7 protein-coding genes are annotated in these 16026 nt (G+C 36.0%); 3 read left to right on the top strand and 4 right to left on the bottom strand.

What is annotated here, in order from left to right:
- The first annotated feature begins 261 nt into the window (after positions 1-261).
- The 3 genes from AC13EX_RS16065 to AC13EX_RS16055 all read left to right on the top strand — a co-directional run bounded on the left by AC13EX_RS16065 (position 262) and on the right by AC13EX_RS16055 (position 3348).
- Positions 262-1104 carry a hypothetical protein gene (locus AC13EX_RS16065; RefSeq protein WP_482893463.1) on the top strand — a complete coding sequence of 281 codons (843 nt, stop codon included), beginning with the start codon at positions 262-264 and terminating at the stop codon, positions 1102-1104.
- Entirely contained in the window at positions 1101-1511 is a 411-nt protein-coding gene (locus AC13EX_RS16060; RefSeq protein WP_048643932.1) for a hypothetical protein, read from the top strand. Before AC13EX_RS16065 ends, AC13EX_RS16060 begins: the two co-directional genes overlap by 4 nt.
- A 367-nt stretch (positions 1512-1878) precedes the next feature.
- On the top strand, positions 1879-3348 hold the full coding sequence (locus AC13EX_RS16055) for a Gfo/Idh/MocA family protein (protein WP_048643934.1): 1470 nt from the start codon (positions 1879-1881) through the stop codon (positions 3346-3348).
- A 186-nt stretch (positions 3349-3534) separates the two neighbouring features.
- Here AC13EX_RS16055 and AC13EX_RS16050 read toward each other — a convergent pair whose 3' ends face one another.
- The 4 genes from AC13EX_RS16050 to AC13EX_RS16035 all read right to left on the bottom strand — a co-directional run bounded on the left by AC13EX_RS16050 (position 3535) and on the right by AC13EX_RS16035 (position 15992).
- Positions 3535-11199 (bottom strand): PAS domain-containing protein, encoded by a 7665-nt coding sequence (locus tag AC13EX_RS16050; RefSeq protein WP_482893462.1) that lies wholly within the window; start codon positions 11197-11199, stop codon positions 3535-3537.
- 758 nt (positions 11200-11957) lie between these two features.
- The gene (locus AC13EX_RS16045) at positions 11958-12992 is read right to left on the bottom strand and encodes a Gfo/Idh/MocA family protein (RefSeq protein WP_482893461.1); all 1035 of its coding nucleotides are present in this window, start codon (positions 12990-12992) and stop codon (positions 11958-11960) included.
- 18 nt (positions 12993-13010) lie between these two features.
- Entirely contained in the window at positions 13011-14012 is a 1002-nt protein-coding gene (locus AC13EX_RS16040) for a Gfo/Idh/MocA family protein (protein ID WP_482893460.1), read from the bottom strand.
- A gap of 702 nt (positions 14013-14714) precedes the next feature.
- Entirely contained in the window at positions 14715-15992 is a 1278-nt protein-coding gene (locus AC13EX_RS16035) for a Gfo/Idh/MocA family protein (protein WP_482893459.1), read from the bottom strand.
- Positions 15993-16026: the final 34 nt, after the last annotated feature.

The raw sequence follows: 16026 nt of genomic DNA, 5'->3' as shown, positions 1-16026 counted from the left end.
CATTACCGTGGCACCTTTAGTGCAAAAATAGGGTTTGAAAGTTTCAAACTTAGGTTAGCAATATGACACTACTTTTGGATGCCGGAGATTACGATTTTTATAAGGAAGAAACGATTTTGAGGCATTTTTAACCTCATATACATTATGAATACCATTAATTTTAACACTAATTGCCTTTTCAAGATTAAATGAGCTTTTTTATTGCACCATTAGGCAAGCTCCTAGTATCCAGATTACAAGAATTTTGGGTATATTTAAGCCATGCATCAATTCTTTAGAAATGTAGTTTACATAGCAAGTGGGCTGGCCTTATCCTGTACGAGTTTAGTTCCTGTTCAAAACTTGTCTAAAGAAGCGTTAAATGGTATTGGCCAATTTAGGGAATTGGATTACAGTTTTTATATAAGCTGTATCGAAGACTGTACCTTTAACAAGACCAGTCAATTTGAGATTGAAAGGGAATTGGATTGCCCTTGCGAGTCATACCAATCTGCTGACGATCAGGTATACCAAATGTATCTGGCCTTAATTGATTACTGGGAGGGCTTATACCAGCTTTCCTCCATGGATATCAACCAATACAATTTAAACAGACCTATGGCTGTCCTAGGTGCTTCTAATTTAATCCAGTTAAATGAGAAGCATTTAATGGCTTTTCAAAAATTATCAGAATTAAGCTTAAATGCAGTCACAGGCAAATACCGTAGAAATAAAATAAAAACTTACATGGTGGAAGCGGATAATCACCAACAGATAATCAGTGATAAGCTGATTTTTGTTCTGAAAGAAAACCTTTCAGGCTTAATGGCCATTCAGGAAGAGGGCTGGTATTCCTATTATAAAACAATGAGTTATGATCCAGCATTAAACACAGTAGATAAAGCTTCAGCGGCTGAAGATTATTACAATTTATTAGAAAAAAACAGACTCCGTAACAATCAAATCAAGGTGTTGACTGAAATTATTGGTTTAATAGCCGAAAAACACCATCAATTAATTGAGTCAGGAGATCAATTAAATAGTGTCAATTTCAAAGCGGAAATTGGCAAAGTATCTAGAGACTTACATACATTACATTATGCTTTTGAGCAACTGAAAAAATGAAAGAAAGATTGGACAGTGAGTTTATTAGCCATTTGGCTGATGAATTTTTAGAGATAGCGAAAAAATTCAATGATTACCGATTTGAAAAGATCAGTCAACAGAAAATCAGCCATGAAACCTTTTTGGAAATGGGCAAAAAATCAACTCAATTGATGAAAACGGCAAGGGAAATGAAACTGTTGTCCACCTTGATAGTAGGAGAAGAAACCGCAACGGCAATATTAAAATTAGAACATATTAATAATGAAATAAAAAATAGCATTACCTCTTTGATAGATATTCAAAAGGCTTTTGATTTCATAGGCGCTTTAGGTGATTTAGGTTTGGCAATTATAGACAAAAACCCAGCTGCTATTAGTGACAATATTACATTTATTTCTGATTTGGTAAAGGAAAAAACAAGCTAGAGATGAAGGAGAATAGGAAGGCGAAATATAAAAATACTCAGAAAGAAAACTATTCTCCTGTATGCTACCTTAATAGCCCTGAAATTCAGGCGAACTATCTTTTACCTGAGCTCAAATCTGAGCATTTGAAAAGCAGAACTAAGGTTTCCAGGAAACAAAAAAACAAAGAAAAACCTCAGTAATTTTTAGCCTTATTTAGATTTTTAATGAAATAACAAGGGTTGTTCGCCACAATTCTTAGTTCCACAACCACTAAAAACCAAAAAGTAATGTCTACAAACGAATAATTACTTTTATATAAAAAAGCCATAGAGTTTCATCTATTTTTAATATTTTAGACCATTATAATTAATTTAAAAAATTACTAATGAAAGACATCAATAAATCCACCAAAAACAATTCCAGGAGGAATTTTATTAAAGCCTCTACCACTGCTGTTGCAGGTTTTTACATAGTACCTAGACATGTATTAGGTGGTCCGGGATTCAAAGCCCCTAGTGATAAACTTCGAATAGCCGGTATAGGTGCAGGAGGTAAAGGCGGCAGCGATATTAGAAATTTTCATGAAAGTGGAAATGCAGATATAGTTGTATTGTGTGATGTTGATCCAAAAAGAGCTGCAGGAAGTATTAAAGCTTTTCCTAAGGCAAAATTTTATACTGATTACCGAGAAATGCTCGATAAAGAGGGCAATAATATAGATGCAGTATCAGTGTCTACACCTGATCACAACCATGCTGTTCAAGCACTAACAGCAATGAAATTAGGGAAACATGTATATGTTCAAAAACCATTGACACATACCATCCATGAAGCCAGAATACTAACTCAAGCTGCAGAAAAATACAAATTAGTAACCCAAATGGGTAACCAAGGTTCTTCTGGGGATGGTGTTAGAAAAATGCGCGAATGGTATGCTGCAGGACTAATAGGTGAAGCGACAAAAGTAGAAGTTTGGACCAACCGCCCAGTCTGGCCTCAAGGTGTTCCATGGCCTGGAGAAACAGGTAAAAAAGCACCTAAAAACCTCGATTGGGACCTTTGGTTAGGTACTGCCAAACAAATGGGTTATGTAGAAAACCTACATCCTTTTAATTGGAGAGGATGGTGGGAATTTGGTACAGGAGCTCTTGGAGATATGGCTTGTCACCTTATGGAGCCTGCCTTCCGTACCTTGGATTTGGGATACCCAACGGGGGCCGAATGTAGTGTCGGTTCTGTATATACTGGAGAATTCACCAAGGGTTATTTCCCTGAGAGTTGCCCTCCATCTTCACACATTACCCTAGGTTTTGACAAGCCTAATGGCGGTAACCTTGAGTTTCATTGGATGGATGGTGGTATCCAACCAAGCAGGCCTGAAGAACTTGGACCTAATGAAGAAATGGGTGATGGAGGAAATGGAGTGATAATAGAAGGAACAAGAGGTAAAATGATGTGTTCCACTTATGGTCTTAATCCTAAATTGTTGCCATCCTCTATTAACGACAGCGTAAACGTAGCTCCTACCTTACCGCGAGTAGAAGGAGGCGCAGGAGGTCACTATGCACAGTGGGTTAATGCTTGTATTGCTGGTCATGGTAGCAAAGAATTCAATGAGTTGAGTTCACCTTTTTCAATAGCCGGTCCATTGACTGAATCTGTTTTGATGGGTAATTTGGCTATTAAGAGCCATGATTTTAGAACGCCTAAAGCTGATGGTAAAGGATTTGATTATCCTGGAAGAGGTATTAAATTAATGTGGGATGGTGAGAACATGAAAGTCACCAATTTTGAACCTGCTAATCAGTTTGTATCTAAAGAATACAGAGCAGGATTTGAATTACCTAAAGTTTAAATCACAAAACAATTGAATGATAAAAAGCCCTGAAATTTCATTATTTCAGGGCTTTTATATTTATTGCATTAATGTAACCTATCATGAATGATGTCTTGATAAGTAACTGGTATCAATCAAAATTCTGCTTGAAATAGCGCTTACAGGCACTAATAATATCATAAGCCAAGGGGATAAGTAAAATACCTAGTCCTTAACTTCCAATTCTAAGTCCAATCTAGGTAAAGTGAAGTAAAATGTAGCCCCATCTCCTACTTGTGATTTCACCCAAACTTCACCTCCAAGGTTATCTATTATTTTCTTAACAATGGCTAGCCCCATGCCTGTTCCTTCATACTTTTCTTTGGTATGCAAGCGATTAAAAATGGTAAAAATTCGTTCATGATTTTCAGGTGCAATACCTATACCATTATCGATAACTGAAAACTGCCAAAATTCGCCTATTATTTCAGCCTTAATTTCTACAACAGGAGTTTCCTTTTCATTTTTATATTTCAAGGCATTACCTATCAGGTTATAAAGTATTTGAAACAAAGGTGTCCTATAGGAAATAACTGTAGGCAGATTATTGTATTTTATAATTGCATTGGACTCTCGAATTCGTTTTTTCTGAAGTACACAAACTTCATCTACTAAATCCATGAAATTAAGAATCTTTAATTTATCCTCATGTTTACCGATTCTCGAAAACTCTAAAAGGTCCAGAATAATCCGACGCATACGCATGGCCCCATCCACTGCGAAGTTTATATATTGATGGGCTTTATCGTCAAGCTTATCACTGTATTTTCGTTCTAGAAGTCCCATAAAGTTACTTACCATCCTTAATGGCTCTTGTAAATCATGAGAGGCTACATAAGCAAATTGTTCAAGCTCAGAATTGGACCTTTCCAATTCTTTAGCATGTTGGGCCATCTGCTCATTTAGAGTTTGCAAAGATTCTTCATATTCCCTCCTATAAGTAATATCGGTTATGGCGCCTACCACTCGCGTCACTTTCTTATTTTTATCTCTAATAAAAATTGCCCTGTCCATAACGAATGCATAATTACCATCTTTACACAATAACCGATATTCTTCAAACCAATTTGTTAATTCATTACTCTTAATAAACTCCATAAATTTTAGACTTACCCTTTCTTTATCTTCAGGGTGGATCAATGACCTTAAGCTTTCCACTCCTGATTCTTGACTTTGTAAGTCATATCCAAATAGTGTATTAAAACCGATGCCACGAAACAATAAATCATTTTCCGTATCATAGTCATAAATGGCATCATTTGTTGCTTCTGCAATTTTTTCAAATCTTTCATTAGAAAGTTGAATTTTTTCCGAAGTAAGTTTCTCACTTGTAATGTCTTTTATAAACACACTAATTCCTTCAGTAGATGGATAAAGATTAACCACTAGCCATATCTTTCTAACCTCAGAAAACATTTCATAATGAATATTTGATTGGCTCTCTAAGGCATAAAATAGTTGTTCCTGGGTATAGGAATTAACAAGTCTTGGAACTGCATCCCACAATAAATTCCCCAAGGTTTCGCTCCTACTGACACCTATGATATCTTCAGCTCTTTGATTCCAGTAAAGCACTTTAAAATCATTATCCACTGCATAAAAAGCTTCACCTATGCTTTCTAATATTGTATTTTTCTCCTGAAAAGAGCGCTCTAAGGCCAATTGACTATTTGTTCGCTGAATAGCTGCCGACAAGTTGGAAGTAAGGGCTAATAAAAAAGAAATTTCACTCTCTGTCCAAATTCGCTCTGAAGTACAATCATCAAACCCTATAAATCCAAAGAATTTATTATGGATCATAATTGGTATTATGAGTGTAGAGTAAATCCCCCCCTCTTCAAGGGTATTTTTCAATTTACAATTAGGTAATTCTTTGGCATTCGCAATGAAAACTTCGCCATTCTCTAAAACCCTAGTCATTTCTGGATAATCCTTTAAGGAAATATTTTGAAACTGATCGTTTTCATTGAATTTTTTTAATTTCGACTGGTACCAATCAATTTTCTTGCTGCAAAGCACTTCATCAAGCCTTTCGTCCCAATGATTTTCGAAGAAGTAAATTCTATCAAGAAATACAGTTTGACTCGTAAGCAAAAAGACATCATTAATTACTTCCCTCCAGTCTTCCACCAAAAGAAACTTTTCGACAACCTTAGAGATTACTTCTAATAGTTGGTTATTTTTAGCTAGTTCAATTTCATTTATTTTCTGTTCGTGAATGTCCTGAAGGGAACCGGAAATACGAACACACCTACCATTATTGAATTCTGACTGGGCAATACTCCGAACCCATCTTTGCTTCCCATCTGGGAGGGTTACAGGAGCCTCATAGTCCCAAGATTTTCCTTCATTAATAGCATCGTACAATGCCTCTTTAATAAACTTATTCGAATCTCCCTCAAAGTTTTTTAAAAGATCTTCTACAGTAGGCAAACTTTCCGGTGGTAACTCGTAAATTTCTCTAGTGGTGGCAGATAAATAAAGTTCGTTATTCAATAGGTCAATCTCCCAACTTCCCACTCTAGAAAGTTTGGAAGCATTATCCAATAAAGTTTGTAATGCCACCAATTCTGTAATGTCATGACCAAAAGAAAAGACCAATCCCTCTTCACCAAATTCATACGAAGAATTCCATGAGATCCATCGGTATTGACCAGATTTAGTCTGGTATCGATTGATAAGATTTTTTGCTTGAATACCTTCTTTGATAGAAAATTTCTGAATCGAAAAATCTCTGTCTTCAGGGTGAATAAGATCCACAAACTTCTTGGATAACATTTCCTCTTCTTCATAACCGAAGACACTGCAAAAGGAAGGGTTCACCTTTACAAAGTAACCATTAGGATCAATTATTGTCAGCACTTCTGGAGCACTTTCAAAAAGCAGCATCATTTCTTCTTCCTGCTGCTTACGTTTGACCTCTCCCCCTAACAAAACACCAATGGGCTCAAAAAACGACTTACAATCCTGTGGTAAAGTAGAATTTGAATCAATATACAAAAGCAATACACCTATTAAATTGTTGTTTTGGTATAAAGGAATACCTATGATAGATTTTATATGGTCATAAATCTTTGGGTTAACTCCATTGAACCTTGGATCCTCATTAAGAATTTTAGCCTCAAAATAAACTCCTTCTTTCATTACATGGTTTGCAAGCTTTATTCCTATTTCGTAAATAGCATCAGCCAACCAATTAGGCGTTTCAGAGGGAAAATTATTTTGAATTAAATTAATTTCAACTCCCTTTTTACCCAACAACCAAATATTTCCACCAAATAGTCCCGAAAAATCTACTAAATAGGATAAAACACCTTGCAGTGTTTTATTGAGATCAGCTTCATTCTTAAAATGGTTACCAATTTCTTGTTGCATTTCCTTTTGATACAAATCTTCTTTAATACCAGAAATGTCCCTTAATACACCTATCATTCTCAAAGGCTTGCCATCTGCATCCCTTATCATATAGCTACTTTCCTCTACGTGTAGATATGGTCCTGACTTATGAAGAAACCGGTATTCTTTATTCCAGCCATTTTCTGAGGGGTCATTAACAAAATCATCCCATATTGCATCAGTTACCTTTGCATCTACGGGGTGCATGAAGGAGGCCCATTCAGAAATTTTACTTATTTCTTCTCCTTTACTATATCCAAATATTCTATAAAAGCCTTCTCCCCAATGAAATTCATCCAAATTACAATCCCAATCAAATATCACATCATTGGTTGCCATATTCACGTAGTTGAAACGTTCATTGCTCCTGTATATGTTTTCAAGGTATTCATACTTGGTCAAAACCAAGGACAATAGTCTTTGACTTTTTTGAATGGCATAAGATTCCCAGTCTCCTAATTTATTCGGGCCTTCAAATAAGTTTAAGAACACTGCGATAAGCTTCCCATCTGAATTTAAAATTGGTAATGACCAGCATGAGTTCAGCCCAATTTTATTTGCAAAGAACTTCAACTCTGTACATTTTTTATCCTTATTTATATTTGAAATAAAGACATCGTTTGTGGTGAATTCTAAATTATTTTCCTCATTTAAATTTATTTCAAAATCTTTAAGTGCTAAATGATCTTGACCAAGCAGTGAAGGTGTAGCCAAATTCCTCAGACGGTTTCCATATACTTTAAAAACAGCCGTTTTAACTTTAGGAAAAAGAATTTCCAAATGGGTCAGATAGTTAGTTAATAAATCAGAGAGTTTTGCTTTCTGATTCATGCTTCCTTCCATTATATCCTTTTCTAAGCCTTCTAATTTGCCATAAAAGTATTCTAAGGTTTTGTCTTTGATAGCACCTACTATCCTATAGGCATTGCCATTATCTTCTCTTAGAATAACTGCTTTCTCCTTGACATAAGCACATTCTCCATTTGATTTAATTAGCCTGTATTCTATTTCCCATTGGGTATCTGAGCTACTGTAAATTATTTGTTGAACTCTTTTCTGGTAAAGCTTGCGGTCTTTATCATAAATACTGTCACAAAAAACATTATAATTTTTAGAAAGAGTCTGAATTTCTAAACCAAAGTTTTTACGAAAACCTTCCCCTAAGAACATTTCACCTGTATATGGATCCAAATCCCAAATGCTGCCTGAGTCTGTCTGCATTACTAGCTCAAAACGCTCATTGCTCTTTTTCAACTCTTCTTCAAAAGCTATTCGCTCCGAAATATCAATTCCATTGCACTGAATTTCTTTCGGTTGACCATCAGCCCCTAAAATCCCCACAAAATCCCATAGAGTTGTATAAAAGCCATTTTCTTTCTTCAACTTACGTAGTTCTACTTTATGTACTTTTTCTGGAAATTCTAAGCACTTTTTAATAACCTCTCTTATTTTACTTTTTTCTTCTTCAAGTATTGTTGTGACAACATTTATACCTTCATAGGAATTCCCTGGAAACAACCAGTCGAATGTTTCCATATATTTGGTATTGGCAAAAGTGATAACTCCATCAAGGTCTGTACGAATGACAAAAGTGGTCTGGGATTCAAAAAACCCTTTATACCTTGCTTCACTCGTCACTAATTTTTCTTGGGCCTCGATTAATTCCGTTATATCTACACTATTGAATACCAATCCCCCTATAGCCGGATCATCTAATAAATTGGTGGCTGTACTCAATAACCAACACCATGTTCCATTTTTTCGCTTATACCTAAATGGACTGCATTTCATTCTATGTTGAGAAACAATACCTTTTAATTCAGTTACCGCTTTTTCCAAATCATCCGGATGAATTTTTGATATAGCGCTTTCACCAATCATCTCTGATTCTTCATACCCCAAAATATGAAAGTAACTAGGACTTACATAGATGTAATTGGAATCTATTGAAAGAATAGCAGTAAGATCAGACCCCTCTTGGACAAGGGCCTTAAATCTTTTTTCACTCTTTGCTAACTTTTCATTAAGTTCTACTGTTTCTGTTATATCTCTGAAATTATCAACTATGCCTTTAATGTCCGGATCATCTAAAAAATTGGTTATCGTTGACTCCATCCATCTCCAGGAGCCATCTTTATGCTTGCTTCTAATAACATAGCCTTCAATTGGGACTCCAGGAGAAGTCTTTGACTTCTCGAATTTCTCCAATGACAACTCTAAGTCATCAGGATGAACTGATTCATTTAGTTTTAATTGAAAAGCCTCTTCCTCAGTATACCCTAAAACAGAAATTATTGAAGAAGAAATGTACTTTGGAACACCATCAGCATCGAAAACAACAATAGCATCTTGGCCATTTTCTATCAATGCCTTGAACCTTTTTTCATTCTCTCTTAAAGCAATTTCAGCTTCTTTCCTTTTGGTAATATCCACCATTAACCCACGATAAAGTGGTTCCTTACCAGGTTCCTTAATTACTTTGATAAAATCACTTATCCATTTTATATTACCATTTTTGTCTAAAAAGCGATATTCAATGGTGAAATCGTTGTCCGATTTTGATTTTTCCGAAATCAATTTTAGAATAGGTTCTTTATCATCCTCATGAATATGATCCTCCCAAAAATGGGATTTCTTCTTCCATTCCTCAACAGAATAACCTAAAACATTTTTTACTTGAGGGCTTATATAATTTACCTGAAATGTCTTCGGATGTGATTCCCAAAAAATACCTGGGTTGGATTCTATAATTGAATTAATTTTCCTGTTTGAAACGTTTAGGGCTTCCTGACTACTTAATTGATCTATATATGTCCCCAAATGATAAACTAAGGTATTTACAAGCCGGCTATCGTTATCTACCTCCCCAATTTCTAAAAATCTACCAGGGTCCTTTTCAATAAATATTTCCAGCAATAAAGCTCCACGTTCTTTTACCTCGTATTTTTCAGTAAGTGAGAATTCATAAGGCTTAAAAGCAGAGCTATAATATTCTTTGTTTTCAAAAGTAATTTTGGAAGATATTTTTCCCGGGTTACTCCATGCAGTAGGTAAAATATCAGCAGCACTTTGAAATAAACCGTCAATTTGGCTCCAGGAAAAATCAAGCCTACTGATTTTATAAATACAGTCTTGTTCTTTGATTCTTTTCTGAAGGGAAGACAGCGTAATTTCAAGTTTTTCTTCTGTCTCTTTTCTTTTGGTAACATCTATAATTACCGAGTCCCAGATCACACTGCCATCATCTAATTTTCGAGGACTTCCTGCCCCTTTATGCCAGCGGATAGAACCATCAGGATGTTGGTACCTGTACTTCCAAGACCAAAAAGTTAAGGTTTTGGCTGATTCATCTATTGATGTAATAAGTCCTTGTAGGTCATCCTTATGACATCGGTCCCCTACCAGGTCGCTGTTTTCCATTACCTGCTTGGAGGTAAATCCCCAAATTTGATTGGCTCCATTACTTACCAATTCAAAAATGTCCTTGCCGCTAAAAGTTCTTTTATATCGATATACTACTCCAGGAATATTATCTGATACAGTTTGGAATTGGATTTCGTTAATTTTTCTTTTTGTAATGTCGGAATGAGTGCCGGACATCTGTAAAGGTTTTCCAGTTGAAGACCATTTGGTAACTCTTCCCCTGTCATTTACCCAAACTTCATGACCTTTTTTATGGAGTAACCGGCATTCTATATTGTAATAATCTAATTCTTTGTTAAAACAGGCATTTAGGACATTATCAGAAACAAATCTATCTTCAGGGTGTAAAATTTTATACCATTTATCCATTGTAAAGGGTGATAATTCGTCGAAATTATACCCTATCATTATTGCAAACTGCTCATTAATAACGACCTCATTTTTTACAATATCCCACTCCCAGGTCCCCAACTGAGTGGCCTCCAAGATATTATTTAATCTGCTTGTTTCTGAATTTAAATGCTTTTTTGTTAAGGCCAAATCAGCATAACTTTTCTCTAATTCAAGAAGTTTGGTGGTTTGCCCACCTAAAATTTTAAGCCCTTTGATTGTCTTTTCATCCAATTCCTTTGTAACAAAATCAATAGAACAAAGCATGCCCCAAATTTCACCATTGGAAGTTTTCAATGGAACTCCAATGTAGAAGACAATTCCTGGGGAAGAATTAACCAATGGATTTTTGGAAAGCTTAGCTTCTTTGCTGCTATCTTTAATAACCAGTATTTCCTGAGAAGCACTTGTGACAAAATCAGTTAAATAGGATGCATTGAAGGTGTTCTTTGCATCTAAACCAGTACTGGAAATAATAAATGCATCTCCCTTATCGATCTTAAATATCAAGTTTAATGGAGCTCCTGTTAAAATACCTAGCAGGCTAGTAATAGCATCTAATTCAGTATCAATACCCCTTTCCCTTAATTCACTATCTTCCATTTTGTTGCCTACATCCATAGTATTCAAAATACTTAGTACATCACCTTCGTAACCTTAGGTACTTTCTAAAAATAATCAAATAAAATTAAACTTATCTTAATTCGATACCAAATATGCCCAAACGCACCATTTACCCTATCTGATTAAAACTAAACTGCACTTCATTAATGGCTTTAAATTAAATTTGAGGACTATGCCCCCTTCAATAAAAAGACAACTTTTCTATTAATAAGACAACTTCTTATAAAATCAAAAAATAAAACATGAGTTTAAGCTGCTATGGGTTAAACCCGAAATAGGAATTAGACAATCTATTAAGTACTAAAATCGCTTCAGAATCAGCTACTTCGTTGCTGTATTCAATTTCACCATAGCGGTGCTATGCCCAAATCACCAAACAGTCTGATTTGCTTACGATTGCAACAGCCACCAGGAATCCTATTACATAACCCGAGTTAAATAAACTGAAATTACGATAACTACTAAAATATATAAACCTTGACTCCCTAATAGTGTTCAATTGCATTTCCTATCGCATTGGAAAGTTTTTGTTTATAAATAAAACACGCCTTTTAGAACTTTTCGAAGATTTAACTTTTAATCGTCTGTATAGTTGAATACGATTAACAGTTTATAAGCTACTAATATTTAACAAAAAATACGGTTTTAAAATAAAAAAAAATTAAAACGAAATTGATGCAGTTACTTATTTGAACCTTTATATAATAATCTCAGTACCTTCATCAATTTCGTTTTCGATATAAAATAGAATAATTCTATTTTAAGTTAACCTTCTTGTTCTCCATTGAAGACTGGTAAATCCCAAGAATCAAAGCAAGTGATCTTTTAGCATCCTGTCCAGTAACAACTGGTTTACTATTATTTCTAATGGCCTCAACCATATCTTCAATCTGTATTTGATGTAACCTAAAATCTATGGCCATGGGATCAGAGGCACCACTTCCTCCAATATCTGTACCTGCATTGACCTCACTCTCTTCGTCTTTTATATTCCAAGCTACAATTTTACCTCCTTCAAGTATAATATTTCCTTTTTCACCGTAAATCTCCAACCGTTCCGGATTACCTGGGTACAAAGAGGTTCCTCCTGTGATCGTACCTAAGGCACCATTTTTAAAATTAACGATAGCAGTAGCTAGGTCTTCTCCCTCAATTTTATGCACCATGGTTTTAACCTGGCCATATACAGCCTCTGCATCTCCCATAATGTCTAAGAGCAAATCAATAGTATGAACCCCTTGGTTGATGAGTGCGGCACCACCATCTCCATCTTTTGTTCCTTTCCAACTACTACTGCTATAATAAGAGGGGTCTCTGTACCAGTTTATAGCCGCAGTTCCCATGAGGAGTTTCCCAATTTTACCTGACTGTACAGCCTCTTTTAGTTTAAGGTAACCAGGTTTAAGCCTATTTTGAAAAATAACCCCTAATTTAACTCCAGCTTTTTCACAAGAATTGATCAATTCATCAGCGCGTTCAGTACTTACTTCAATTGGTTTTTCTAACAAAATATGTTTTCCCGCATTAGCTGCTGCTATGGCTGGTTCCAAGTGGTTTCCGCTGTGTGTGCATATACATACAACATCGATGTCTTTCCTACTTAAAAACTGATCTATATCGTGATCTGCAGGGACATTGAATTTTTCTTCTGCCAACTTTGCACGGGCTTCAGTAGAGCTTAATACTGCAACCAATTCAGTTTCTTCACTGGCGTTGATGGCAGCTGCATGCATTCCTGCTATTGCTCCAGTTCCTATTATTCCAAACCCTAATGGTTTATGCTTTGTCATTTTATGCTATATTTTAAATTAATAAAAATTCTTTACCATTTGTTCCATGACCCAGTTGGTCCTAGCCGCAGAAATGCCAGTACTTGGGCATTCCTCACCTTTACCTAGCAACTCATTTACAATTGATTGGATAAGGTAAAATTGAATATTTTCCGGCATTTCAAATTGGAAAACCTCATCCTCTTTACCATCTCTTTTCAAGGTGACATGGGTACCCCAAAAACAAGGGAATCTTATTTCACCTTTACTCCCAATAATGACGATCTCATCCTTTTGGGATGTATTACTTGTAGAATAACACCAGTTTCCAGTGCCTAATACACCGCTTTCAAAAGAGAAATTGCCCAAGACAATATCCTCTGCAGGGTATTGACCAGATTGATTGGTAGCAATACCGTTAACCTCTTTTATGGGACCAAAAAGAAAATCGAAATAATCCAGTTGATGAGAACCTAAATCATAAAAATAACCACCTCCTGCAACATCCGGATCTATCCTCCAATTGGATGCATCTGTTAAAACATCTGGGTGTTTGGCTTGGTTTATTGTAATACTAACATACCTAGGCTCTCCGATTTCTCCTTCTTCAATTAAACGCTTAACTTTTAAAAAATTGGGAAGCGTTCTACGGTAATAAGCAACAAAAAGTGGTACCCCAGCATCTTCACATATTTTAATCATTTCTAAACATTCCGCATGATTTCTAGCCATTGGCTTTTCTACATAGACAGGTTTACCAGCATTAGCAGCCTTTCTGGTAAGCTCTAAATGAGAGCTAGGTGGCGTTGCAATATAAACAGCATTAACTTCTTTGTCATTTATCAGTGCATCGGCATCATCATACCATTTGGCTATACCATGTCTTTCAGCATAATCTTTTGCCTTGTCTGCATTTCTTCGCATCACTGCTACTACTGATGAATCGCTTACTTTATTCATGGCAGGAGCGCTTTTTTTCTCGCATACACTTCCGGCACCGATTACTCCCCAATTTACCTGACTTGAATTAAATTTTTTCATGCTTTAAATCTTACCTCAATTATTTATTAAATAATTATGTGTGAATAATTATAATCGTTTAAACTAAAAATAAAACGGATAAACTCGTTGCTGTTGACCATTTCAAAATTAAGGTATTTTTGACAAAACCCGATAAATGAAAGCTTTTCCTTGTCAATTTTTTGGCGAAGATGTTATATCAATGGAGAATGGTGAAAGCTTGCCTTAAAGATTTAATAAACTTTAGTCGGTACTATTATTAACCCGAGTTAGGTCAAATTTCATAAAAACGCACAAACGAGTGGGTTTAACCCGAAATAGGCAATAGACAATCTATTACGTGCTGAAATCGCTTCAAAATCAGCCACTTCGTTGCTGTTTTCAATTTCACCATAGCGGTGCTATGCTAAAATCTTCATATAGCCTGATTTTCTTGCGATTGCAACACTATCCGTAAACACGGGACAGGCATCACCCCTGACCTTGTCAGGGCGGAGAAATCCTATTACATAATCCGGGTTTAAGAAATACATCCAGCAATAAAAAGTCTTACTCCCCTAAAAAGCTAAACCCACGAAACCTAGACCCTACCTTCACACATGCGGAAAAATTGGGAAAATTTCCATTTAGTAAATTTTACAATCATTTTAAATCAAACTTCGGTGATTATAAAAAGTAACCCGAAACATGCAAAAGAAAACTATTCCATGTTTCGGGTTAAACTCAACCAAATTGAGGCAAATTTAGATTTGGATTTATACTTTCATTAGAGTTTTGCATAGACTGCCAAGAAACGGGCTCACCTTTTTCAGCGGCCATCCTGCCCAAAATTGCGGTATAGGTAGAAGTCGCGCCTGAGGCTGATTCATTTAAGAATTTACCTGAATTTATACTTCCTATGAAACTTTTGACTTTATTTTCATTGGAATCATGCAAAGAGGAAGTAAAAACTCCAGCCGCACGTTGGCTTCGATCTTCGTTGGCACTTTCATGTCGAATCACTCCAGAATCCCAAGCCTGCTCTCCATCTATAAATACACCTCCGCTATAATGGGCCGTTGCTATTCCTTTGCTACCAATAAAACGAGCGCAAACATCTCCAAAAGTAGGTCCCAACTGCGTTGAATGAAAACTCACCCTGATATTGTCTGGATATTTATAAATCACTTGATAATTGTTCCAAGCATCACCAAAGGCATCGTTGTGATCTCTACCTCCAGAACCCATGGCCATAATAGGTTTTCTTTGCAAGGCCCAACTACAAACATCAAGCATATGGATTCCTTGGTCCAATAGAATCCCTCCAGACAGGGATCTAAAATGAAACTGGTTACGAATCATTGCCTCTGATTTAGACATATTGTCTATAGGTTTAAGTGGAAGTCCTGAAGCAAGGTAATACAATTGAGCCGTTACCACATCTCCTATAGCCCCCTCCTGGACTCTCTTAACCATCTCTTGGTAGGCAGTGGCATGTCGGATTTGGAAACCCACGACCATACTCAATTTCCCGTTAATGGTACTTCCAGCTTTCTCTATTCGCTTTACCCCTTCTACATCTATAGCTACAGGTTTTTCACAGTAAATGTGTTTTCCTGCTGCAATAGCAGCTTCTACAAATTCAGGATGGGTATAGGCTGGTGACGAGATTAATACCGCTTCCACATCATTATTGTTTAAAAGCTCCATATAAGCTTTCGACCCTTGGTAAATGTTTTTTGGATCAATTTCCCCAAATCCCTTGTCCTTATTTAGTCCGTCCAGTTTTTCTTTGGCCACTTTAAGCTGGTCATCAAACAGATCAGCCATCGCCATGATATTAACATTTGTATGTTTTGACATTGCAGTGATTACAGATGTCCCTCTATTTCCACAACCGATTATACCAAGCTGAATTGCTGAATTGGCTTTTGTGCCAAAAACCGTACTTGGTTTCAAAATTGTAATGGCAGATACTGCTGCCGCGCCTTTGATAAAAGACCTTCTTTCTATTTTCGTCATTTGGTGGTTTGTTTATCTTGTTTTTGTAAAAATC

Source organism: Cyclobacterium sp. L-R (assembly GCF_056859355.1).
This window is presented reverse-complemented; position numbering and strand designations above follow the sequence as displayed.

Coding starts and splice junctions, on each gene's coding strand:
- AC13EX_RS16065 (WP_482893463.1), top strand. CDS start 262: ATGCATCAATTCTTTAGAAATGTAGTTTACATAGCAAGTGGGCTGGCC.
- AC13EX_RS16055 (WP_048643934.1), top strand. CDS start 1,879: ATGAAAGACATCAATAAATCCACCAAAAACAATTCCAGGAGGAATTTT.
- AC13EX_RS16060 (WP_048643932.1), top strand. CDS start 1,101: ATGAAAGAAAGATTGGACAGTGAGTTTATTAGCCATTTGGCTGATGAA.
- AC13EX_RS16050 (WP_482893462.1), bottom strand. CDS start 11,199: ATGGATGTAGGCAACAAAATGGAAGATAGTGAATTAAGGGAAAGGGGT.
- AC13EX_RS16045 (WP_482893461.1), bottom strand. CDS start 12,992: ATGACAAAGCATAAACCATTAGGGTTTGGAATAATAGGAACTGGAGCA.
- AC13EX_RS16040 (WP_482893460.1), bottom strand. CDS start 14,012: ATGAAAAAATTTAATTCAAGTCAGGTAAATTGGGGAGTAATCGGTGCC.
- AC13EX_RS16035 (WP_482893459.1), bottom strand. CDS start 15,992: ATGACGAAAATAGAAAGAAGGTCTTTTATCAAAGGCGCGGCAGCAGTA.